25 protein-coding genes are annotated in these 20463 nt (G+C 57.3%); 18 read left to right on the forward strand and 7 right to left on the reverse strand.

The window, feature by feature from the left end:
- Window positions 1-196 precede the first annotated feature (196 nt).
- Window positions 197-1036: a UTP--glucose-1-phosphate uridylyltransferase GalU gene (gene galU, locus ACSPX5_RS10225; protein ID WP_007912230.1), complete on the reverse strand. Its 840-nt coding sequence runs from the start codon at window positions 1034-1036 to the stop codon at window positions 197-199.
- Window positions 1037-1283: 247 nt separating this feature from the next.
- Here galU and ACSPX5_RS10230 point away from each other — a divergent pair, with 247 nt between their 5' ends.
- Both ACSPX5_RS10230 and ACSPX5_RS10235 read left to right on the forward strand, forming a co-directional pair.
- A complete protein-coding gene (locus ACSPX5_RS10230) occupies window positions 1284-1472 on the forward strand; it encodes a hypothetical protein (protein ID WP_096821531.1) in 189 nt (62 codons plus the stop codon).
- Between the two features lie 128 nt (window positions 1473-1600).
- A complete protein-coding gene (locus ACSPX5_RS10235; RefSeq protein WP_169430546.1) occupies window positions 1601-1897 on the forward strand; it encodes a hypothetical protein in 297 nt (98 codons plus the stop codon).
- Between the two features lie 4 nt (window positions 1898-1901).
- On the opposite strand, the gene ACSPX5_RS10240 is transcribed toward ACSPX5_RS10235, so the two are convergent.
- Together ACSPX5_RS10240 and ACSPX5_RS10245 are read right to left on the reverse strand one after the other, a co-directional pair.
- Entirely contained in the window at window positions 1902-2132 is a 231-nt protein-coding gene (locus ACSPX5_RS10240; RefSeq protein ID WP_169430547.1) for a hypothetical protein, read from the reverse strand.
- A 72-nt stretch (window positions 2133-2204) separates the two neighbouring features.
- Entirely contained in the window at window positions 2205-2561 is a 357-nt protein-coding gene (locus tag ACSPX5_RS10245; protein ID WP_169430548.1) for a hypothetical protein, read from the reverse strand.
- A gap of 212 nt (window positions 2562-2773) precedes the next feature.
- On the opposite strand from ACSPX5_RS10245, the gene ACSPX5_RS10250 reads away from it, so the two are divergent.
- The 5 genes from ACSPX5_RS10250 to ada all read left to right on the forward strand — a co-directional run bounded on the left by ACSPX5_RS10250 (window position 2774) and on the right by ada (window position 5905).
- Entirely contained in the window at window positions 2774-3076 is a 303-nt protein-coding gene (locus tag ACSPX5_RS10250) for a DUF1883 domain-containing protein (protein ID WP_039768744.1), read from the forward strand.
- 28 nt (window positions 3077-3104) lie between these two features.
- Complete coding sequence (locus tag ACSPX5_RS10255) at window positions 3105-3281, forward strand: hypothetical protein (RefSeq protein ID WP_169430549.1); 177 nt, start codon at window positions 3105-3107, stop codon at window positions 3279-3281.
- A 92-nt stretch (window positions 3282-3373) separates the two neighbouring features.
- Entirely contained in the window at window positions 3374-4087 is a 714-nt protein-coding gene (locus ACSPX5_RS10260; protein ID WP_439821612.1) for a 2OG-Fe(II) oxygenase, read from the forward strand.
- A 5-nt stretch (window positions 4088-4092) separates the two neighbouring features.
- Window positions 4093-4749: a DNA oxidative demethylase AlkB gene (gene alkB / locus ACSPX5_RS10265; RefSeq protein WP_439821613.1), complete on the forward strand. Its 657-nt coding sequence runs from the start codon at window positions 4093-4095 to the stop codon at window positions 4747-4749.
- A gap of 88 nt (window positions 4750-4837) precedes the next feature.
- The gene (gene ada, locus ACSPX5_RS10270; RefSeq protein WP_323160542.1) at window positions 4838-5905 is read left to right on the forward strand and encodes a bifunctional DNA-binding transcriptional regulator/O6-methylguanine-DNA methyltransferase Ada; all 1068 of its coding nucleotides are present in this window, start codon (window positions 4838-4840) and stop codon (window positions 5903-5905) included.
- Window positions 5906-6011: 106 nt separating this feature from the next.
- Here ada and acuI read toward each other — a convergent pair whose 3' ends face one another.
- The gene (acuI, locus tag ACSPX5_RS10275) at window positions 6012-6995 is read right to left on the reverse strand and encodes an acrylyl-CoA reductase (NADPH) (RefSeq protein ID WP_439821614.1); all 984 of its coding nucleotides are present in this window, start codon (window positions 6993-6995) and stop codon (window positions 6012-6014) included.
- A 256-nt stretch (window positions 6996-7251) separates the two neighbouring features.
- On the opposite strand from acuI, the gene ACSPX5_RS10280 reads away from it, so the two are divergent.
- The 10 genes from ACSPX5_RS10280 (at window position 7252) to ACSPX5_RS10325 (ending at window position 17462) form a co-directional block, all read left to right on the forward strand.
- Window positions 7252-8313: an NAD(P)H-dependent flavin oxidoreductase gene (locus ACSPX5_RS10280; RefSeq protein ID WP_439821615.1), complete on the forward strand. Its 1062-nt coding sequence runs from the start codon at window positions 7252-7254 to the stop codon at window positions 8311-8313.
- A 174-nt stretch (window positions 8314-8487) separates the two neighbouring features.
- Entirely contained in the window at window positions 8488-9255 is a 768-nt protein-coding gene (gene modA, locus ACSPX5_RS10285) for a molybdate ABC transporter substrate-binding protein (protein WP_439821616.1), read from the forward strand.
- Window positions 9256-9936, forward strand: coding sequence for a molybdate ABC transporter permease subunit (gene modB, locus ACSPX5_RS10290; RefSeq protein ID WP_207865784.1), 681 nt, complete (start codon window positions 9256-9258; stop codon window positions 9934-9936). It abuts the gene before it with no gap.
- 3 nt (window positions 9937-9939) lie between these two features.
- Complete coding sequence (gene modC, locus ACSPX5_RS10295; protein ID WP_439821617.1) at window positions 9940-11019, forward strand: molybdenum ABC transporter ATP-binding protein; 1080 nt, start codon at window positions 9940-9942, stop codon at window positions 11017-11019.
- Between the two features lie 70 nt (window positions 11020-11089).
- On the forward strand, window positions 11090-12127 hold the full coding sequence (locus ACSPX5_RS10300) for a DNA topoisomerase IB (RefSeq protein WP_439821618.1): 1038 nt from the start codon (window positions 11090-11092) through the stop codon (window positions 12125-12127).
- A gap of 143 nt (window positions 12128-12270) precedes the next feature.
- A complete protein-coding gene (locus ACSPX5_RS10305) occupies window positions 12271-13908 on the forward strand; it encodes an ABC-F family ATP-binding cassette domain-containing protein (protein WP_439822024.1) in 1638 nt (545 codons plus the stop codon).
- A 71-nt stretch (window positions 13909-13979) separates the two neighbouring features.
- Window positions 13980-14210, forward strand: coding sequence for a hypothetical protein (locus tag ACSPX5_RS10310; RefSeq protein WP_169430559.1), 231 nt, complete (start codon window positions 13980-13982; stop codon window positions 14208-14210).
- Window positions 14211-14330: 120 nt separating this feature from the next.
- Window positions 14331-14561: a hypothetical protein gene (locus tag ACSPX5_RS10315; RefSeq protein WP_085710047.1), complete on the forward strand. Its 231-nt coding sequence runs from the start codon at window positions 14331-14333 to the stop codon at window positions 14559-14561.
- A gap of 86 nt (window positions 14562-14647) precedes the next feature.
- A complete protein-coding gene (locus ACSPX5_RS10320; RefSeq protein ID WP_439821619.1) occupies window positions 14648-14932 on the forward strand; it encodes a hypothetical protein in 285 nt (94 codons plus the stop codon).
- Between the two features lie 556 nt (window positions 14933-15488).
- Window positions 15489-17462: an acyltransferase family protein gene (locus ACSPX5_RS10325; RefSeq protein WP_439821620.1), complete on the forward strand. Its 1974-nt coding sequence runs from the start codon at window positions 15489-15491 to the stop codon at window positions 17460-17462.
- 369 nt (window positions 17463-17831) lie between these two features.
- On the opposite strand, the gene ACSPX5_RS10330 is transcribed toward ACSPX5_RS10325, so the two are convergent.
- Window positions 17832-18281, reverse strand: coding sequence for a hypothetical protein (locus ACSPX5_RS10330; protein ID WP_169430562.1), 450 nt, complete (start codon window positions 18279-18281; stop codon window positions 17832-17834).
- Between the two features lie 322 nt (window positions 18282-18603).
- Here ACSPX5_RS10330 and ACSPX5_RS10335 point away from each other — a divergent pair, with 322 nt between their 5' ends.
- A complete protein-coding gene (locus ACSPX5_RS10335) occupies window positions 18604-18885 on the forward strand; it encodes a hypothetical protein (RefSeq protein WP_439821621.1) in 282 nt (93 codons plus the stop codon).
- 160 nt (window positions 18886-19045) lie between these two features.
- Here ACSPX5_RS10335 and ACSPX5_RS10340 read toward each other — a convergent pair whose 3' ends face one another.
- Together ACSPX5_RS10340 and ACSPX5_RS10345 are read right to left on the reverse strand one after the other, a co-directional pair.
- Complete coding sequence (locus ACSPX5_RS10340) at window positions 19046-19279, reverse strand: hypothetical protein (protein WP_169430564.1); 234 nt, start codon at window positions 19277-19279, stop codon at window positions 19046-19048.
- 545 nt (window positions 19280-19824) lie between these two features.
- Window positions 19825-20412, reverse strand: a complete 588-nt coding sequence (locus ACSPX5_RS10345) for a TetR/AcrR family transcriptional regulator (protein ID WP_439822025.1) — start codon at window positions 20410-20412, stop codon at window positions 19825-19827.
- Window positions 20413-20463: the final 51 nt, after the last annotated feature.

Below are 20463 nucleotides of genomic sequence, written 5' to 3' on the forward strand. Positions count from 1 at the left end.
CCTGGCGAAGACGAGTCAGTTCAGCAGCGAATATGTCAGCTGACAATCGAATATTTGTTTGACGTTGCATCGCGTATCGAATCGAGATGCACTATTTCTCCCCACAAACGCAAACGCCCCGAACATGTCGGGGCGTTTGTTTTTAGCGTCACACGATTCAGACCGTGTGACGCACCTTCAGACAGATCAGGCGCTATCAGTAGGCCTTGCCAGTCTTGTAGAAGTTTTCGAAGCAGAAGTTGGTTGCCTCGATGTAGCCTTCAGCACCACCGCAGTCGAAACGCTTGCCCTTGAACTTGTAGGCCATTACGCAACCGTTCTGGGCTTGTTTCATCAGGGCGTCGGTGATCTGGATTTCACCACCCTTCCCTGGCTCGGTCTGTTCGATCAGGTCGAAGATGTCCGGGGTCAGGATATAACGACCGATGATCGCCAGGTTCGACGGAGCATCTTCCGGCTTTGGCTTCTCGACCATGCTGTGTACGCGGTAGATGTCGTCGCGGATCATCTCGCCGGCGATTACGCCGTACTTGCTGGTTTCTTGCGGATCGACTTCCTGAATGGCAATGATCGAGCAGCGGAACTGCTTGTACAGTTTGACCATCTGGGTCAGCACGCCGTCGCCTTCGAGGTTGACGCACAGGTCGTCCGCCAGCACTACGGCGAACGGCTCATCGCCGATCAGCGGACGACCGGTCAGGATCGCATGACCCAGGCCTTTCATTTCAGTCTGACGGGTGTAGGAGAACGAGCACTCGTCCAACAGTTTGCGGATACCAACCAGGTATTTTTCCTTGTCGGTGCCTTTGATCTGGTTTTCCAGCTCGTAGCTGATGTCGAAGTGGTCTTCCAGAGCACGCTTGCCACGGCCGGTCACGATGGAGATCTCAGTCAGACCAGCATCCAGAGCTTCTTCGACGCCGTACTGGATCAGTGGCTTGTTTACCACCGGCAGCATTTCTTTGGGCATGGCCTTAGTCGCTGGAAGGAAGCGAGTACCGTAACCGGCTGCTGGGAACAAGCATTTCTTGATCATATAAGTCCTTGAAAGGGCTGTGTGTACGAGTTTCGGCGCAGTCTAATCAGGCGGCGTGCACCTTACAATGCCCCGCACTGGCTAACCGATGTCAACATAGAGAAATATTCTGGCGGATAGTTCAATCCGCACGCAGAAGCTGCGCATTGAGCGTAGCCCAAAGATTCAGGAACACCGCATCGACCCGCGCCCGTTCGCCCGTTTCCCGTTATCATGACGCCTTTGAACCAGCCAACGAGGCCGCTAGATGTCCGCAGCAAAAATCATCAACGGGTACACCGTCGCCAAGGCAAAAGATGGCCAGTGGCATATCACCGCCGCCAACGGCGAAGATGTATCCGGCCCATTGCCCACTGAAGCGATGGCAATTGAGGTAGCCGCGGTGCTTGATTACACACCTCCTGCACCGAAGCGTCGCGGGAAGGATCAGGACTGATCAAACAGGCCCTGCCACTGCGCAGGGCTTTTTTTGGCCCGCACACAAAGACGTGGCCAATCGCTATAACCTTTTCACACCGGCGCTGTCATAGCGTCTAGCCCTCTCCTTCCGAAGACGACATCGCCATGACCACCCGTACCCTGCACCGCATGCTGCCACTGATTGCACTTCTGGCCCTGGCCGGCTGCGCCACTTCCGAAACGACTTATCTGAACAATGGTGAACAAGGCCTGAGCATCGACTGCTCCGGTGAGGCCAATTCCTGGGCCGCCTGCTATGAAAAGGCCGATGCTTCCTGCGCCGGCACCGGCTACCGCATCGTCGGAACCGACGGCACGCCGGCGCCAAAAGAAAGTGACAAGACGCTGGGTGTCGACGTCGGTAATTACAAGAATCGCAGTGTTGTGGTGGTCTGCAAGTAAGGGCCTACATGTGAATCTCGGCGAACTTGATACCCAGTCCGCGTACCACCTCGATCAGATCGTCGAGCCGGTCGAAGGATTCGACTTCGTCGTTTTCATCCACCAGAAAATAACTGCGTCCGGCGCTCTTCTTGAAAAATACGATCCATTCACCCGGGTTCGCCGGATTCTGGATCACATGGGTGGCTTCAATAAGCCCCTCTCTATGGCGCTCGCGCACCTGTTCTCGCTTCATGCACGTCTCCTGAAATGAAAATGCCGTCCAGGCGTGACCTGGACGGCATCGATACCGGTGACTGACAGTTTATCAGCCGGAAATGCACGCCGTGGCGGCATTGCGTACATCCCGTGGACGTATCGGCACATTGGACATGCGCTCATGCAACTTGATGCTGCTACCGCCAGAGCGATCCTCGATGTCAAACACCGCCGCCGGGCCGGACGACAACTTCCCCGGCACGATCACCCTGACACCGTCCTTGTGCGGCTCCATTTGCAGGGCCCCGCGGCTTTGAGCCAGCTTGTCGGCCAGACACTGTGCGTACTCGTGGGGTTTTTTGCCGGAAATGACGTTCATGGTCGGCAGCGTTTCATTGATCTGCGAAACACTTGCGCAACCACCCATCGCCAATGCGAACGGCACAATGACCACACCCCACTTCATACAGAATCTCCTATAAAGACCCTCGGACAGCCTGAATGCCGTTTTTCTCCGAGGCCCATTGCATTTAACGCACATGGAATCGCGAATAACTGTTTTTAATTGTCAAAGCAGCGCTCGACGGCCGGATAATAACCTGTCCGGACTGATAAACTGCCGCCAATTGACCTTGCTATCGTTTTGATTTTGTAGAAAAAGCCCTTCTGGAGGCGACCATGAAATTTATTCACCAGCGCGAGCATCTCAACGAAGACGACATCGTCGTCATCCAGTGCTCGCAAACCTGCAACATCCGTCTGATGAACGACGCCAACTTCCGCAGCTTCAAGAACGGCGGCCGTCACACCTATCACGGCGGCGCGTTCGACACATTTCCTGCCCGTATCACCGCGCCGAGCACCGGTTTCTGGAACATCACCATCGACACCGTCAGCCGCCGCGCAATCAGCGTGACTCGCAAGCCGACCCTGACGCACTCGATCAAGATCATCCGCCGTTCCAGCTCGAAGCTCAGCTGATCGACCCCATCAATACAATCAGGTAAGCATGACCGTGGCCCAAACGACCAAATATGTCATCAAGTACAAATTGAACGGCGAGCGCCGCTTCGAATTCGCCCAGCTGGAGAACGGCACGCCGGAAGAAGCCAAGGCTGCGCTGGACGCCCTGCACGGCCAAAGCGAAGACGTGATCAGCGACATCAGCGTCAGCAAGGCGTTGTAAGACGCGGATGACAATTCGACCGCAAGCGCCGGAGTGTTCCGGCCTCGCGGGTTGCCTAGACTGATCGCCTGGACGCAAGCCAAGGAATCAGTATGCCGATGTCACCCGACTCTCCCCTCGATACGCTCGACTGGGTCGCACTGGAACAACAGCTGGATCAGGACGGCTGTACCGTCATCCGTTCTTTGTTACGCCCGCAAACCTGCGATCGCCTGAGTACGCTTTACCCGCAAAGCGAACCGTTCCGCTCGCAGGTGATCATGGCCCGCCACGGTTTCGGGCGCGGCGAATACAAGTATCTGCGCTACCCGCTGCCGCCATTGGTGGAGCACCTGCGCAGTGCGCTTTACGCGCGCCTGGTCCCCTTGGCCAACCGCTGGCATGAACGAATGGCAATACCGGAACGGTTTGCGCCCCTGCACAGCGATTTTCTTGCGCGCTGCCATGCCGCCGGTCAACTGCGGCCTACCCCGCTCTTGCTGCAATACGGCCCTCAGGACTACAACTGTCTGCATCAGGACTTGTACGGCGAACACATTTTTCCGCTGCAAGTGGCGATTCTTCTGTCAGAACCTGGCGAGGATTTCAGCGGTGGTGAATTCGTCCTGACCGAACAACGTCCAAGAATGCAGTCTCGCCCACTGGTGATGGATCTGAAGAAAGGCGATGCGGTGATCTTTGCCGTCAACCAGCGCCCGGTCAAAGGCCTGCGCGGCGACTATCGCGTCACCATGCGTCACGGCGTAAGTCGCTTGCACAGCGGAAAACGGCATACTCTGGGCATCATCTTTCACGACGCAACCTGACCATCATGCACAGCAATTTCGACCTCTTCGCCGACATCGAGCAGCCACACCGCTCTGAACAGATTGGAGAGCAGTCTTGGGTGCTGCGCGGCTTCGCGCTGTCCTGTACCGAACGATTACTGCCAGCTCTGGATTCGATCATCGAACGCGCACCGTTGCGACACATGATGACGCCTGGCGGGTTCAGCATGTCGGTGGCCACCAGCAGTTGCGGCGCACTTGGCTGGATCACTGATCGTGGCGGTTACCGCTACTCGGCCGAAGATCCGATCAGCCACCGGCCCTGGCCGCAGATGCCTGACGTGTTTCGCGAACTGGCGCAAACAGCAGCCTTGCAGGCAGGCTTCTGCGGTTTCGTCCCGGATTCCTGCCTGATCAACCGCTATATTCCCGGCGCAAAAATGTCTTTGCATCAGGACAAGGACGAAAGCTCCTACACAGCGCCCATAGTTTCCCTGTCATTGGGTTTGCCCGCGACATTCCTGTTCGGCGGCTTCAATCGCAGCGACAGGAGTCAGCGCATTTCGCTGCTGCACGGTGACATGGTGATCTGGGGTGGTGTCGACCGACTGCGCTACCACGGCGTCCTGCCGATCAGACACGGTCGGCATCCGCAACTGGGCGAGCAGCGTTTCAACCTGACGTTTCGCACCGCGGGATAACCTCGCGGAATTTGACCGCAAGGGCCGGAGTGTTACGGTTGGCGGCACTGGTTAACCTGACATTCAACAGGTCAACGGACTCTCCATCATGAAAACGCTTTCGACCACTTTGAGCACTCAAGACGATCCACGCTGGGCCGCTGTCGTCGCACGGGATCCAAGGGCGGATGGACAATTTGTCTACGCCGTCAAAACCACGGGCGTCTATTGCCGCCCGAGCAGCCTGGCGCGCTTGCCGAAACCGCAGAATGTCGAGTTCTTCGACACGGCCGAAGCAGCTGAAGCGGCGGGTTATCGCCCCAGCAAACGGGCGAGCAGGGATCAGAGCGAAATCGCCGCGCAACATGCCGCGACCGTAGCGGCAGCCTGCCGCCAGATCGAAGCAGCCGAAAACCTGCCGCCGCTCAATGAACTCGCGCAAGCCGCTGGCCTGAGTTCGTTTCATTTCCATCGGGTTTTCAAAGCCGCCACCGGCCTGACTCCCAAAGGCTACGCTGCCGCGCACCGGTCTCGTCGGGTACGGCAACACCTGGCGGATGGCAGCTCGGTTACCGAAGCGCTGTACGACGCCGGTTTCAACTCCAACAGCCGCTTCTATGAAGCAGCAGACCAGTTGCTGGGCATGAAACCCGGCGACTTCCGGGCTGCCGGGCAAAACAACGACATTCGTTTTGCGGTGGGCCAGTGTTCGCTCGGTGCCATTCTGGTGGCCCAGAGTGCGCGAGGAATCTGCGCGATTCTGCTGGGAGATGATCCGCATCAATTGGTCTGTGACCTGCAGGATCAGTTTCGCCGGGCAAACCTGATCGGGGCTGATGCCGAGTTCGAGCAACTGATCGCCCATGTCGTCGGTTTCATCGAAGCACCGGCCATCGGCCTCGATCTGCCACTGGATGTGCGGGGCACCGCGTTTCAGGAGCGGGTCTGGCAGGCACTGTGCGAAATACCGGTTGGCAGCACCGCCAGTTACGCCGATATCGCCCAGCGCATCGGCTCACCCAAAGCGGTTCGGGCGGTGGCCCAGGCTTGCGGCGCCAACAGCCTCGCGGTAGCAATCCCTTGCCACCGCGTGGTCCGCAGCGACGGTAACCTTTCGGGCTATCGCTGGGGCGTGGAACGCAAGCGTGAGTTGTTGTCCCGGGAAACCCGCTCTTGACGAATAGATGGCCACCGACTCGGGGCCCGGATGGGCCTCGAAGTCGGTGGCGCAGCGGCGCGAAACCTGCGGATGGGTTTCGAAGTGCTTCCAGATCCGGCCCCCGTCAGCGATTGACGTCCACGACAACCCGTCCGCGCAACTGGCCGGCGAGCAATTTCGGAGCCGCTTCAATCACTTCGCCGAGGCCGATCTCGTGACTGATCAGAGGCAGCAAGGAAAAGTCCAGATCCTTGGCCAGACGCTCCCAGGCCTCGATCCGTCGCGCCTTGGGCTGAGTCACGCTGTTGATTCCCGCCAGCGTCACCCCGCGCAGAATGAACGGCGCTACCGACGCCGGGAAATCCATGCCCTGAGCCAGACCACAGGCCGCTACCGTACCTTCGGCGCGGGTACTGGCGCAGGCGTTGGCCAGGGTATGGCTGCCGACCGAATCGATGACAGCCGCCCAGCGCTCCTTGGCCAATGGTTTGCCAGGTTCGGACAAGGTTGCGCGATCGATGATTTCGCTGGCGCCCAATTGTTGAAGATACGCATGCTCCGAGATCCGCCCCGTGGAGGCCACCACCCGATAGCCCAGCGTGTGCAACAACGCGATGGCAAAGCTGCCGACTCCGCCATTGGCGCCGGTGACCAGTACTTCACCCTGCTCCGGCGTCACGCCGTTACGTTCCAGCGCCATGATGCACAGCATCGCGGTGTAACCGGCCGTGCCAACGGCCATGGCTTGTGCCGGGGAAAACGCTTCGGGCAGCGGGATCAGCCAATCGCCGTTGATCCGCGCCTTCTGGGCCAGGCCGCCCCAGTGGCTTTCTCCCACGCCCCAGCCGTTGAGCAACACTTGATCGCCAGCCTTGTAGTCCGGATGCGAGCTGACGTCTACCGTACCGGCCAGATCGATTCCCGGCACCATCGGGAACTTGCGCACCACCGGACTGCTGCCGGTAATCGCCAGTCCGTCCTTGAAGTTGAGCGTGCTGTAAGCCACACGCACGGTCACATCGCCCTCGGGCAGTTGCTGCTCGCCGATTTCCTGCAGGCTGGCGCGATAACCGGTGTCGTCTTTGTCGATCAGAATGCCGTTGAACATGACTGCCTCTCTGGGGAAGGATTCTGGGATTGTGGCATTCAAATAGCACACCGCAACATTTTGCCCCACTCGACTTTCCGCCAATCGCTGCAACCGGCGGGTGATTCATGAACCACTCCTGCGGAGGTGGCGGATTGCATCGGCGTTGACCGGAATTACCGTGAAGCCACAATCCCGGCTGGCCCTCGACCCGCTTTTGCTGGTAAAAAACCGGCTCGAGCGTCCTGCCCTGTTTTGTCTTTCGGAGTCTTTTCCAATGAGCCAATGGCCAGATACCCGCATTCTCGACCTGTTTGGCATCGAACTGCCGATCATCCAGGGCCCGATGGCCGGTGCCACCCAGTCTTCGATGGTCATCGCCGTGTGCAACGCAGGTGGCCTGGGGTCGATGCCGGCGGCAATGTTGAGCATCGAGCAACTGCGCGAAGAGTTGAAGACCATCCGCCAGGGCACTGACAAACCCTTCAACGTCAATTTCTTCTGCCACCAGCCGCCGGCTCCCGATGAACAGCGGGCACGGGACTGGAAGAATCTGCTGGAACCTTACTACCGCGAACTCGGTGCCGATTTCGACGCTCCCACACCGGTTTCCAATCGTGCGCCTTTTGATGCAGCAGCCTGCGAAGTGCTGGAAGAGTTTCGTCCTGAAGTGGTGAGTTTCCATTTCGGCCTGCCGGAAAAATCCCTGCTGGATCGGGTCAAGGCCACCGGGGCAAAAATCCTGTCGTCGGCGACTACAGTCGACGAAGCCATCTGGCTGGAACAGAACGGTTGCGACGCAATCATCGCCATGGGCTATGAGGCCGGCGGGCATCGAGGCATGTTTCTCAGCGATGACCTGAGCAGCCAGGTCGGAACCTTTGCCCTCGTTCCGCAAATCGTCGACGCGGTCAAAGTGCCGGTGATCGCTGCCGGCGCGATCGCCGATGCACGAGGGGTTGCAGCCGCCTTCATGCTCGGCGCGTCGGCGGTGCAAGTCGGTACGGCCTACCTGTTCACTCCGGAGGCGAAAGTCAGCGCTTCCCATCACAAGGCGTTGCGCACAGCGAAAGAAAGCGAAACAGCGGTCACCAACCTGTTCACCGGGCGTCCCGCACGGGGGATCATGAACCGGGTGATGCGCGAACTGGGGCCGATGTCGGGCAAGGCACCCGCATTTCCCTTGGCTGGCGGCGCCCTGATGCCTCTGCGCGCCAAGGATGAAGCCGACTTCAGCAACCTGTGGGCGGGCCAGGCGTTCACGCTGGGCAAGGAACTGAGCAGCGCCGAACTGACCCGGCAGCTGGCTGAAGGCGCGCTGGCGAAACTGGCTCGATAACCAGCGCAATCGGGTGAGAGGCTGCGCGCCCTCACCTGATGTGAAACCAATACTTTCCGTTTAGCGGCATTTCGCTATATATTCAGATATATAGCGGACCAGACCCTCGTATCGGCGCACTCTACCCCTCTAACAACAACTGCCCGCTGCACCTGCCAACAACGGAGCTGTTACATGACCATTCGTGCCTCACGTTTTGCCCCTGCCTGCTTGGCCTCCCTGCTTGCGGTATTCGCCGTTGGCGCTGTTCAGGCCGAAGAAGTGCAGGTCGCCGTCGCGGCCAACTTCACTGCACCGATCCAGGCAATCGCTGTCGATTTCGAAAAAGACACCGGGCACAAACTGGTTGCCGCGTATGGTGCCACCGGGCAGTTCTACACCCAGATCAAGAACGGCGCGCCATTCGAGGTATTCCTCTCCGCTGACGACACCACCCCGGAAAAACTGGAAAAAGAAGGCGACACCGTCAAAGGCTCGCGCTTTACCTACGCCATTGGCACCCTGGCGCTGTGGTCGGCTAAAGAAGGTTACGTCGATGCAAAAGGCGAGGTTCTGAAGAAAAACGAGTATCAGCACCTGTCCATTGCCAACCCGAAAGCCGCGCCCTATGGCCTGGCTGCCACTCAGGTGCTGGAAAAGCTGAAACTGACTGAAGCGACCAAAGCCAAGATCGTCGAGGGTCAGAACATCACCCAGGCCTACCAGTTCGTTGCTACTGGCAACGCTGAACTGGGCTTCGTCGCCCTCTCGCAGATTTACAAGGATGGCAAGGTCAGCAGCGGCTCGGCCTGGATCGTTCCGGCAAGCATGCACGACCCGATCAAGCAGGACGCCGTCATCCTGAACAAAGGCAAGGACAACGCCGCTGCCAAGGCGCTGGTTGATTACCTCAAAGGCCCGAAAGCCGCTGCGGTCATCAAGTCCTACGGTTATCAGCTGTAAATGTCGCTGACGAATGCCGATTTCGCGGCGATCTGGCTGACCCTGAAACTGGCGTCTCTGACCACTGCGATCCTGTTGGTCATCGGCACTCCGATTGCCCTGTGGTTGTCGCGCAGCCGTTCCTGGCTGCGCGGCCCCATCGGAGCCATCGTCGCCTTGCCTTTGGTGCTGCCGCCAACCGTCATCGGTTTTTATCTGTTGCTGGCAATGGGCCCGAATGGCTTTCTTGGCCATTTCACCCAGTGGCTGGGGCTTGGCACGCTCACCTTCAGTTTCACCGGGCTGGTGATCGGTTCGGTGCTCTATTCCATGCCTTTTGTGGTGCAGCCGTTGCAAAACGCCTTTTCCGCCATCGGCACTCGCCCACTGGAAGTGGCCGCCACCTTGCGCGCCAATCCCTGGGACACTTTTTTCAGCGTGATCCTGCCGCTCGCGCGTCCGGGTTTCGTTACCGCGGCAATCCTCGGTTTCGCCCATACCGTGGGCGAATTCGGCGTGGTGCTGATGATCGGCGGCAATATTCCTGACAAGACCCGCGTGGTTTCGGTACAGATCTACGACCACGTCGAAGCCATGGAATACTCGCAGGCACACTGGCTGGCCGGGGCCATGCTGGTGTTTTCGTTCCTGGTGTTGCTGGCACTCTATTCCAGCCGCAAGTCGCGCTCAGGCTGGAGCTGACCGATGATAGAAGCACGCTTGAAACTCGCCTGGCCGGGCTTCGGCCTGGATGTCGATCTAAGCCTGCCCGGGCGTGGCGTGACCGCGCTGTTCGGGCAGTCCGGTTCGGGCAAGACCACCTGCCTGCGCTGTATTGCCGGACTTGAACGGGCTCCCCATGCCTTCATCAGAATCAACGATGAAATCTGGCAGGACAGCGATAACGGTATTTTCGTCCCGCCCCACAAGCGTTCGCTCGGCTATGTCTTTCAGGAAGCCAGCCTGTTTGCGCACCTTTCGGTGTTGGCCAATCTGCAATTCGGCCTCAAACGCATCGCGAGAACCCAGCGCCGGGTCGACATGGCGCAAGCCACCGAACTGCTGGGGATCGGCCATTTGCTGGAGCGTCATCCGCAGCACCTGTCCGGCGGCGAACGTCAGCGAGTCGGCATCGCCCGCGCCTTGCTGACCAGTCCGAAATTGCTGTTGATGGACGAACCTCTGGCAGCCCTCGACAGTCAGCGCAAACGTGAAATCCTGCCTTACCTGCAACGCCTGCACGACGAGCTCGACATACCGGTTCTTTACGTCAGCCACGCTCAGGATGAAGTGGCGCGTCTGGCCGATCATCTGGTGTTGCTCGAAGACGGCAAAGCATTGGCCAGTGGCCCGATCGGGGAAACCCTCGCCCGACTGGACCTGCCACTGGCGATGGGCGATGACGCCGGAGTGATCATCGAGGGGCACGTCATCTCCTACGATCACGAGTACCAGTTGCTCTGCCTGCAATTGCCCGGCACATTGCTGGGCATTCGCGTGACCCACGCACCGATGGACGTCGGCCAGGCACTGCGCTGCAAAGTACAGGCCCGCGATATCAGCCTGACGCTGCACGACACCGAACACAGCAGCATTCTCAATCGACTGCCGGTCAGGGTGGTCAGCGAGATGCCTGCCGACAATGCCGCGCACGTGTTGATTCGCCTTGACGCCGGTGGCACGCCGCTGCTGGCGCGGATTACACGGTACTCGCGGGATCAACTGGGCGTGCATCAGGGCCAGGCATTGTGGGCGCAGATCAAGGCAGTCGCGGTTCTGGCCTGAATCGGTTCGCACGACTGGCAGGGCACGCGGTCAATCGCTGTAACAGTTGACCGCCGCAAAGGAATCCGCCATGCCCGATGCCACGCTGACCGAAGTGTTGCCTTCGGACCTGCATTACGTCGATGACACCCAACCCGGAATCACACGCAAGAAGCTGCGTGGCAAGTTCTGTTACTTCGACCCCCATGGACAGCGAATCGTCGATACCGACGAAGTCAAACGCCTCAATGCGCTGGCCGTGCCGCCGGCCTATACCGATGTGTGGATCTGCGCCGATCCTCACGGTCATCTGCAAGCCACCGGCCGCGATGCTCGAGGGCGCAAACAATACCGCTATCACCCACGCTGGCGTGAAGTGCGCGATGCCGACAAATACTCGCGCCTGCGCGAGTTCGGCATGGCGTTGCCAAGGCTGCGCAAACAACTGGAAGCGCTGCTGGCAGCACCGGGGTTCAGCCGCGACAAAGTCATGGCCACGGTCATCACACTGCTTGACGCCACGCTGATCCGTGTCGGCAACACTCAATACGCACGGGATAACCGGTCATACGGCCTCACCACATTGCGCAGTCGGCACGTCGAGATCAATGGCAGCGCGATTCTGTTCCAGTTCCGGGGCAAGAGCGGCATCGAGCATCAGATCACCGTGAAGGATCGGCGACTGGCGCAAATCATCAAGCGCTGCCTGGAGATTCCGGGGCAAAATCTGTTTCAGTATCTGGATGAAAATGGCGAGCGGCACACCGTCAGTTCACAAGACGTCAACTCGTACCTGAAAACCCTCACCGGCGCAGACTTCACCGCCAAGGACTACCGCACCTGGGCCGGCAGTGCTCTGGCGTTGGCGGTATTGCGAGAGCTGCAATGGGAGTCGGAAAGCGAGGCCAAACGCCATGTGTTGGAGATGGTCAAGGGCGTCGCCCGGCAACTGGGCAATACGCCAGCGGTCTGTCGCAAGTGCTACATCCACCCGGCTGTGGTCGAGCAGTTCATGCTGGGCGCGCTGGCTGAACTTCCAAGGCCTCGGGTGCGCAAGGGCTTGCGCGCAGAGGAAGTCGCCCTGGCAATGTTTCTTGAGCGAATGGCCGACATGGCAACCGCACCTTGAACCCTGCAGACGTTTTGGCTAGGCTTGCGGCTTTCTCCTCCTCGGGATGACCGCAGAAGTGAACAACTAAGCCTTCAAAAATGTAATCGCGACACGCCTTTCAAGGCGCTTGTCAGTGTTCACGACATTTTTTGGAGGTGCCGATGACTCACGTCTCGCGTACGCCTGCCCTCGTCTCCCTGAATCAACTGGGTTTCCAGTTCGCCAATGGCGAGACGATTTTCAATGAAATCAATCTGAAATTCGACCACACACCAACCGCCATCGTCGGGCGCAATGGCGTCGGCAAAAGCGTACTGGGACGCTTGATCGCCGGGCGTTTACAGCCAACCAACGGTAGCGTGGTCTGCTCCGTGACAACCGCCTACATGGAACAAAACCCCGTCGTACCAGCCAACCTCACAGTCGCCGACGCAACAGGCAGCACAGCCATTCTTCTGGCACTTGATCGTCTGAGCGAGGGCAAGGGTTCAATCGAGGATTTCGACATTGTCGGTGAACAATGGGATTTCGCAGAACGTTTGCGACGGTTGCTGGATGACGCAGGGCTGGCAAAGACTGGCTTTGACGACCGGGTCGGCAATCTGAGTGGTGGTCAGCAGGCCCGCATTGCTCTGATTGGCGCCTTTTTAAACCACACATCTCTGTTGATTCTCGATGAGCCGAGTAACCATCTGGATGCTGTCGGCCGGCAATGGCTACTGGGCATGCTCGAACGTTGGCGAAGCGGGTTGATCGTCATCAGTCATGATCGGCAATTGCTTGATTGCATGCAGCGCACGGTCGAGCTGACCGCCGCAGGCGCGAACGAGTTTGGTGGCAACTACTCGGCGTTTCGAGAGCAGCAGAAAATTCATCAAGCGGCCGCGCAGGCTCGCCTCGATCAGGCCAGGAGCGAACGCCATCGCGAACAGATCAGGTTGCGGCGCGAGCACGACACCATACAGCGACACGCGGCAACCTCCAGTCGCAATGCCGATACGGCCAACATCGCCAGTTTCGAACGCGTCGCCATCAAGGGCGCCGCCCGCGAAATCATGGGTCATGTCCGTTCTGTACATGAGCGGCGCAAATCCGAATTGAATGCTCAGGTGCGTGATGCCTACGCCAAGGTAACCCCCGAGGATTGTGTGCTGGTCAACCTGCCGGGCAGCAGCGTGCCGACCGCGCGCCAGGTCTGTACGGTGATTGATGCAGGTTTGCCCTGGTTGCCGCCTGATGCGCCGACAAGCAGACTGAGCTTCTGGTTGTGCGGTCCGATGCGGATCGCTGTCAGTGGCCCAAACGGCTGCGGCAAGTCCACCTTGCTGAAAATGCTCGCGGGGGAGTTGCATGCTGTCACCGGACATTGCACGACTCATGTGCCTTGCGCATTTCTCGATCAGCAACTGAATCTGCTGGACGAGCAGCACTCCATCACTGAACAGCTGACAGCTCAAGGCTCGACGCTGAGTGAAGGCACTCTGCGCAGTTACCTTGCTCAGTTGCAGCTCGATGCCCGGCGCGCCACGCAACCTTGCGGTTCACTGAGTGGTGGCGAACGACTGAAAGCGGCACTGGCGCTGGCCTTGTGGAGGGAAACGCCCGCACAACTGTTGCTGCTCGACGAGCCGACCAATCATCTGGATCTGCCGTCTGTTGAAGCTTTTGAACAGGCTTTGCAGACATTTCCGGGAGCAATTGTTGTGGTTTCACACGACCAGAAACTCCGACAAGCGTTGTGCCCGACGCACAACCTGCACTGGCACCCCTCAGGCTGGTTGCTCCAGCCGACAAATTGAGCTGTGTATTTTTTGCATGATCGGTCAGGGCTTCTATAGTTGATCTGACACGCATCAGCTGCGGTGACGCCATGGAAGACATATTCGTCGTGAAGCATTGCAACAAGATCATCATTCACGGTCGCCGCGCCGGAGAAAGTCTTCATGAGCCTGCCGAAGCCATTGGCTGGTATCGCATCAGCGACACCCGCACCGGCGGCTTCATCGGCGACGGCTACGATCTCGAGGAAGACGCCCGGCAAGAATGCCTGCGGCTCAATGCCGCCAGCGCCCGAGTAACCGTCGATGAGTCTTGCGGCTGATAGCTGTCATTTACGGGTCTATACTCAAACGAGCTGAAGGAGCAGCGCCCCAACGGCAGAGAGCTCGCGCTTCGCGGGCTTTTTGCTGCCTCAGAGCGGTTTACCGAACGGAGGTGTTCCATGTCCGAAAGAGAGTCCATCACCACGCTTCTTACCTTGCTCGAGGCCCGGGAGGCGCGCCTCGCCGCGGCCTGCAAAGAGATCGCCGACTGGGTCGATCATCAAGGCGGGCACCCGACCGCCCTGCGTATCCGTGACCGTCTGAACGACATTGAAAAGGACACTCCGCTGATCCGCAGCACCCTGTCATCGCTAAAACCTGTCGATCGGCCGCTGCCACGTTTCCGGTAATCCGCTGATTTGCGTGTGGTCAGTTACAAAGAACGTCCCTGGTGGTGAAAGGTCAAACCCTTTACACGTCACCAAGGAGACGTCTCATGGTCACTCATTTCAAAGTCGACGGGCATCTTGCCTGTGGTCACAAGGGCAACAATCTCAGCGCGAGCTCCGAGCTCAATCGCGTCAAATGCCGCAGCTGCCGCAACACTGAAGCCTATAAGGATGCACGCAAGGACCAGCGCAATGCCGCACGACGGGCCGCGCGTCATGCCAAGGCGTCACATCACGAATCAAATTGGCGTTCTGAATGGATCGACCGCCTGACGGCCATGGCAGGTCTTCAGCGTTTGCCAAGGGGCTTTACCGGCCAGGCCTTCGCCTAGACATCCCCTCACAACGGGCCGGCCTGCCCGGCCCTTTTTGCGGATGCGTTTACCCCTGTGCAGATCTGCCGATGCTATGGTGAGTTTTTGTACGCCTCAATTGGAAACTCATCGTGCCAGTACCATTTGAATCTACAGACAGCGCCGGAAACGCTCCGTCACCCCATCGCAACTTTTATGAGGGCAACTCACATTCAACCGCAGAGTGTCGCCGTGCACGCCCTCACAGCTGCGGGCCACACCGCAAAACTCTATGAGCTGACAGGCCCGAAGCTTTGGGGCGGCCTGCGAACGACTTCAACGCTTATGCCAAGCGCACCGCTTCGACCGAAGTCTGGAAGACTCTAAAGTGAACAAACGGTAGAAAATGGGGTGAATGATTACTGCAAGGCAAAAGGGGCTCGCATGAAAAATAGCGTGCAAGTCCATTCCACGAGACAAGTCCTCGAAAGGATCATCAGCGAGCCAAACGCTGGGAGAGTTGAATATTCATGCAGCGACTCTTTAGAATCTCCCCCCCATCACGGCAAGCTGCTTTGAAACCAATAGGAAAATTATGAGTAATCCGAACATCCAATACCGTCCGGATATTGATGGGCTGCGCGCCCTGGCCGTTCTGGGTGTTGTCATCTACCATGCTTTCCCGTCTTTACTTCCCGGTGGGTTTGTTGGTGTCGATGTATTCTTCGTGATATCCGGTTTTCTGATCGGTACGATACTACTTAAAAGTCTCGCAAAAGACACATTCAGCTTCAGCGACTTCTACTCTCGCCGGATACGTCGAATATTCCCCGCGCTAATCGTTGTTCTGGCATCTTGTTTGATAATAGGCAAACTCGTACTGCTCGATGATGAGTATCGACAACTTGGCAAACATGTGACTGCCGGTGCCACGTTCATCGCCAACTTTGCATTCTGGAGTGAAAGTGGTTATTTCGACACTGCCGCAGAACTTAAACCACTGTTACACCTCTGGTCTCTGGCTATTGAAGAGCAGTTCTACCTGATTTGGCCATTGGTGCTGTGGGGAGCATGGAAACTGCGCGCAAACATGTTGGCTGTGACCATCGTGATCGCACTTGTGTCCTTTGCCATCAATATCACCCATGTCACCAGCAATCCTGTTGCAACATTCTTCCTGCTACCGAGTCGCGCATGGGAACTGCTTGCAGGGAGTATCCTGGCATGGCTCGCTCTTCAAGGCGGCGGGGCAACAGCGCGGACGCCACTTCGTGCATTGCTTGATGATCTGGCTGGTGTACTTGGTTTCGCCCTGGTTGTTTGGGCAATGTTTTTTGTCCATAAATCTGACGCGTTTCCCGGCTGGTTTGCACTTGCACCGGTTACCGGAGCTGTCCTGTTGATTGCTGCGGGTCCGCAAGCACGCGTCAACCGTTTCCTGCTTTCGAATAAACTAGCGGTATTTATCGGTCTGATCAGCTTCCCGCTGTACCTGTGGCATTGGCCACTGCTGTCGTTTGCAAGGATTGTTCAGAGCGACGAGCCTGGCCGAGAAATACGACTGGCTGCAGTCCTGCTCGCAATCGGACTTGCATGGCTCACATACAAGTTTGTTGAACCCCCATTCCGCAGCAGCAACCGCAGATTGGGCAAAGTCGTCGCACTGGTTTCAGTCATGCTGGTGGCGGGGGCCATTGGCTATAAGGGCCTTGTCAGCCAAAGCAGTGCTGACGAGACTCAAACCATGGCCTTGACAAAGAGTTATCAAACCATGGCTCTGTCACAGGCAAACTGTGAAAAACGGTTCCCGGATTGGACTAGCATCACGGACAATGCCTGCCGCTTCCAGAGAGAGGCAGACAACTCCGTTGCCATTGTTGGCGACTCTCATGCTGGCCACCTATTTCTGGGTATTAGCGAGCTGCTGAAGCCAAGCGAAGGGGTTGCGGTATTTGCAGCCAGCTGTGCGGCGCCCTATATTGATGTCGCCACTGCTCAGCAAGACAAAAATGCTCAAAAAGTCAGGAAAGGCGCCTACAAGCTTATAAACCGCGCGTATGACTACATAATTGACGACCCGAAAATCAAAGTCGTTATTCTGGCTCACCTTCCGATTTGCTCTTATCAAGATGCCACTGACATGAGAGATCCCTCCAATGGCGACTATAAGAAAGCTCTCACTGAAGGAATGAAGCGGACTTTCTCGGCACTGACGCAAGCAAACAAAAAAATCATTGTTTTGCTGGATAACCCAGTCCTGCCCTACGCGCCCTCAGCGTGTACCGAACGCCCTTTCAGGCTTACAAAGAACACTGATCGCTGCTCCTTCCCGCGCGAGCAATTCGACAAAAACCAGCCTTTCGCAGATTACAAAGCGCTTGTAGAAGCGGCAACCAATGACTTCCCGCAAGTTAAAATACTCGATCTTTCCACCAAGCTTTGCGATGAAAATCGCTGCTATCTGGCGAAGGATGGACGCTTGCTCTATAGCGATAACAGCCATCTAAATTTCGATGGATCTCGATATGTTGCACCCTATTTGGTTAAGGCAATCGAGAGTAACAACTAACCCCAAAATCGCGGCCCACCCTGCACGGACTGGGCGCAGGGCGGCCCGCTGATCGAATTTCCCACGGTTACAGTGGCGCCATATTTCGTAAATGTGAGCGGCGCCGCACATTTCTGGGTTGCTGAGCCATGGCCAGAATGTCGGTCACCGGCACACGTGGCTGGACGACGCGACGAACAATGCATTCAGCCACCAGCCCGGCGAGACCCGAACCGACGCCGTGGTCTTCGCCAGGCGCGGCGCCTCGGTCAAAGTCCCCAACGTGGGATAACGGAACAAAAACGAGGCCAGAAACATCCACGCACTGAAACACGTATTGATTGATCTAATCCATACCCAAAACAGACCAGCATATAAATATAAAACCGATCACGGACCAAACACTAAATCTTCAGCCTGCTCAAGAGTCAACACCTGAGTCAACTCAATCTTTAGATAACGATAAGCCCTAGGGTTGAATTTGATCTGCACAGCTGGGTTTTCACTGGCATTCGACAGCCAATCATAATTATTGCAATAGTCCGCAGGTATGTTTTGCCACTGCTGAGCTTCTGGAACCGCAAAGCTCTCCATATCGACCAACTCTCGATTGCAATATACAGCCCATATATCAACTCCCTCCTGAGGAACAACAGTAGAAGCAATCCCATATCCATAAGTATAAAGGGCCGGTGTTTTTTTAAAGGATTTTATTACATAAAATCCACTTCCCAACTCCCCGCCTGATGCATGATCCCAAGCCCCTGGCACGACTCTCAGACCGCTTGTCAAAGATGCCCTATGTCCAGATCTAGTAGCGTGAAAACCTATTAATCTCATAGAAAACTCCATTTAAGTTACACGATTCATCCAAACGCACAGGTTGAGTAAATCGCCCTCCAGGAAGACGAGACACCTAGATTAAATAGATCGGGTTCCGTCAGTTCGCCATCAATTTAGATGATGAGAACTGTCTACCCCCTAAAAACCCCTGACTTGATATAACAGCCGGCCAGGCGCCCTGTCCACACGCAAACTCTTGGTCCATCGCCCGAGCATTTTTACTTCTCTTTATCCAAGCTTAATGCCAGCTATCAACAAATAGACCATTCCCGAATAAAACGCCAATACGCCAGCCTCATAGGTCTACCTGGAACAGCCCATGGCCCCTTCCCACCCTATATTGATCGGTGAATGCATCGACATGATGTGGACTATGCCCGACCAGTCAGTGCAGTGCTGTTTGACCAGACCGCCCTACTTCGAGTTGCGGGATGACGGCGTCGACGGGCAGATAGGCCAGGAAGAAACCCTGCCGAGTAGCAACGGAAATATGAAAGCGGTGGCCAGGAAGCCAAACGGCGTTGGCTGGGGGCATGGCACCTATAGTCAAGACAGCGCCCGTGGCAGGATCAAGGCGGTGGTCGCCATACAGGAAGGCTGAAATCGATCCTGTGCGAACTAAACCCGGACTATGCAGCCATGGCCGAACAGCGGATAGCGGCGGCACGGCTCGACGGTGCGGCACAGATGGACGTGATTCACGATTCTGCGCCAGCCGCCTGATCCGCCAGAGCCTGACGACAAAATTGTCGTGCCTGGACTCATGCCTGCTTGAGTGGCTCGCTCTTTCCCCTCAAAACAGCATCATAGGCATTCTGCAACTCGATGCTTGCACGGGTCGGAATAAAGTCCGATACCGAAGGTTCACGGGGGCAGCTCTTGGTCATTGAAAGCGCGTGAGCAACCAAGTCATCGAGATTTACACCAAACCTTTCTGATGCGATCAGCACAGATATGAGGGCAGTTTGTAAGGCACTTTCACGAACAACGGCCATTTTGATCTCCCTTCGGCCTCATGCCGAGCCGCAAAAGTTAACCGATCCGACATCATTTTGCCATAACCCAATGCGGCGCATCCGGTAACGGAGGACAGCGCCCGACTGGAGGTCACCGACAGACCTGGCCGCAATTGCCGGCCAGCGGAATTGAAGAGGTAGGCCATGGCCGGTCCGATTCCTCAGATCGAGAATCGAAAAATCGTCACCTACCGGTGCGGGAAGCTGCGCGGCGAGTTCGTTAAATCCGGTGCCGACTGACCATTACCAAGCAAGAATCCATCGAGTCGGCCCGTCAGCTCCGGAAGCAATGTCGGAATGAAGCCGAGACGAAAGGGTTGTTGACTGCGTAAACCACCGCTCACCCGGGCAAGGAAGTGCGCCACGACCATCACGAAGATCATCAAGGGCCGGCCGATAGCAGCCGCCCACGAACGATCGCAACCCGTCATTCGTGATCCATAGTTTTGGACTCAAATTGGTTTTCTGTTCCCTGCATCAACATCGCACTTCTACTGAAACTACGCTTTGAGTGAGCGCCCTATCTACTCCGGCTCCACGTCCTCGACCGGCAATGAAGCAAGCATTTCTGCCCGGCACACCTCAAGGATTTCATCAGCAAGTGCGGAGTCATCGGGGCAAGCACGCGACAAAATAATCGCGCCGACCGCACGCGACAGCAGGTCGATCATTTTCTTTCTCCCCTCACCCTCTGCGGCATCCGGCCCTGTCGGATATTTTCCCCCCAGGGTTTGCAAGGTGCGTTCAATGCCTTCAGCAAACGTCGCTTTCACATCGTCCGTCTGACGCGCCGCGTCGCCACACAGTGCGGCCATAGTGCAACCGCTGCCGCGTCCGTCGCGATGTTCTTTGTTCACATAGACGTTGATGAAACCGGGCACGTCGAGCGCCTGGGCACCTGTTAACGATTTGCCAAGACTGCAGGCCGAGGCTTCGGCCATCAGGTCGGCCTTCGAACCGAAGTGCTTGTAGAAGCCTCCATGAGTGAAACCGGCAGCCGCCATGAGGTCCGCTACACCGACGCCGTCAAAACCACGCACACGGAACAGCTCTGAGGCCGTTTCAACGATGTGTTCTCGATTGGCCTGCGCCTGGGCCTTGGTCACTCTCACGTGCAATACCTCGTGTTCAGCGGGAATTCCTGCGTCCGATGATACATAGAT

The organism is Pseudomonas sp. HLG18 (genome assembly GCF_051903985.1).
Classification (GTDB): Bacteria; Pseudomonadota; Gammaproteobacteria; order Pseudomonadales; family Pseudomonadaceae; genus Aquipseudomonas; species Aquipseudomonas fluorescens_BT.

Excerpts from the sequence above, each read along its gene's own strand:
- ACSPX5_RS10255 (WP_169430549.1), top strand. The coding sequence starts at position 3,105 with ATGACCGTGGCCCAAACGACCAAATATGTCATCAAGTACAAATTGAAC.
- modC (WP_439821617.1), top strand. The coding sequence starts at position 9,940 with ATGATAGAAGCACGCTTGAAACTCGCCTGGCCGGGCTTCGGCCTGGAT.
- ACSPX5_RS10315 (WP_085710047.1), top strand. The coding sequence starts at position 14,331 with ATGTCCGAAAGAGAGTCCATCACCACGCTTCTTACCTTGCTCGAGGCC.
- ACSPX5_RS10260 (WP_439821612.1), top strand. The coding sequence starts at position 3,374 with ATGCCGATGTCACCCGACTCTCCCCTCGATACGCTCGACTGGGTCGCA.
- ACSPX5_RS10300 (WP_439821618.1), top strand. The coding sequence starts at position 11,090 with ATGCCCGATGCCACGCTGACCGAAGTGTTGCCTTCGGACCTGCATTAC.
- acuI (WP_439821614.1), bottom strand. The coding sequence starts at position 6,995 with ATGTTCAACGGCATTCTGATCGACAAAGACGACACCGGTTATCGCGCC.
- ACSPX5_RS10310 (WP_169430559.1), top strand. The coding sequence starts at position 13,980 with ATGGAAGACATATTCGTCGTGAAGCATTGCAACAAGATCATCATTCAC.
- ACSPX5_RS10340 (WP_169430564.1), bottom strand. The coding sequence starts at position 19,279 with ATGGCCGTTGTTCGTGAAAGTGCCTTACAAACTGCCCTCATATCTGTG.
- alkB (WP_439821613.1), top strand. The coding sequence starts at position 4,093 with ATGCACAGCAATTTCGACCTCTTCGCCGACATCGAGCAGCCACACCGC.
- ACSPX5_RS10305 (WP_439822024.1), top strand. The coding sequence starts at position 12,271 with ATGACTCACGTCTCGCGTACGCCTGCCCTCGTCTCCCTGAATCAACTG.
- galU (WP_007912230.1), bottom strand. The coding sequence starts at position 1,036 with ATGATCAAGAAATGCTTGTTCCCAGCAGCCGGTTACGGTACTCGCTTC.
- ada (WP_323160542.1), top strand. The coding sequence starts at position 4,838 with ATGAAAACGCTTTCGACCACTTTGAGCACTCAAGACGATCCACGCTGG.
- modB (WP_207865784.1), top strand. The coding sequence starts at position 9,256 with ATGTCGCTGACGAATGCCGATTTCGCGGCGATCTGGCTGACCCTGAAA.
- ACSPX5_RS10330 (WP_169430562.1), bottom strand. The coding sequence starts at position 18,281 with ATGAGATTAATAGGTTTTCACGCTACTAGATCTGGACATAGGGCATCT.
- ACSPX5_RS10320 (WP_439821619.1), top strand. The coding sequence starts at position 14,648 with ATGGTCACTCATTTCAAAGTCGACGGGCATCTTGCCTGTGGTCACAAG.
- ACSPX5_RS10235 (WP_169430546.1), top strand. The coding sequence starts at position 1,601 with ATGACCACCCGTACCCTGCACCGCATGCTGCCACTGATTGCACTTCTG.
- ACSPX5_RS10335 (WP_439821621.1), top strand. The coding sequence starts at position 18,604 with ATGGCCCCTTCCCACCCTATATTGATCGGTGAATGCATCGACATGATG.
- modA (WP_439821616.1), top strand. The coding sequence starts at position 8,488 with ATGACCATTCGTGCCTCACGTTTTGCCCCTGCCTGCTTGGCCTCCCTG.
- ACSPX5_RS10280 (WP_439821615.1), top strand. The coding sequence starts at position 7,252 with ATGAGCCAATGGCCAGATACCCGCATTCTCGACCTGTTTGGCATCGAA.
- ACSPX5_RS10250 (WP_039768744.1), top strand. The coding sequence starts at position 2,774 with ATGAAATTTATTCACCAGCGCGAGCATCTCAACGAAGACGACATCGTC.
- ACSPX5_RS10240 (WP_169430547.1), bottom strand. The coding sequence starts at position 2,132 with ATGAAGCGAGAACAGGTGCGCGAGCGCCATAGAGAGGGGCTTATTGAA.
- ACSPX5_RS10230 (WP_096821531.1), top strand. The coding sequence starts at position 1,284 with ATGTCCGCAGCAAAAATCATCAACGGGTACACCGTCGCCAAGGCAAAA.
- ACSPX5_RS10245 (WP_169430548.1), bottom strand. The coding sequence starts at position 2,561 with ATGAAGTGGGGTGTGGTCATTGTGCCGTTCGCATTGGCGATGGGTGGT.
- ACSPX5_RS10325 (WP_439821620.1), top strand. The coding sequence starts at position 15,489 with ATGAGTAATCCGAACATCCAATACCGTCCGGATATTGATGGGCTGCGC.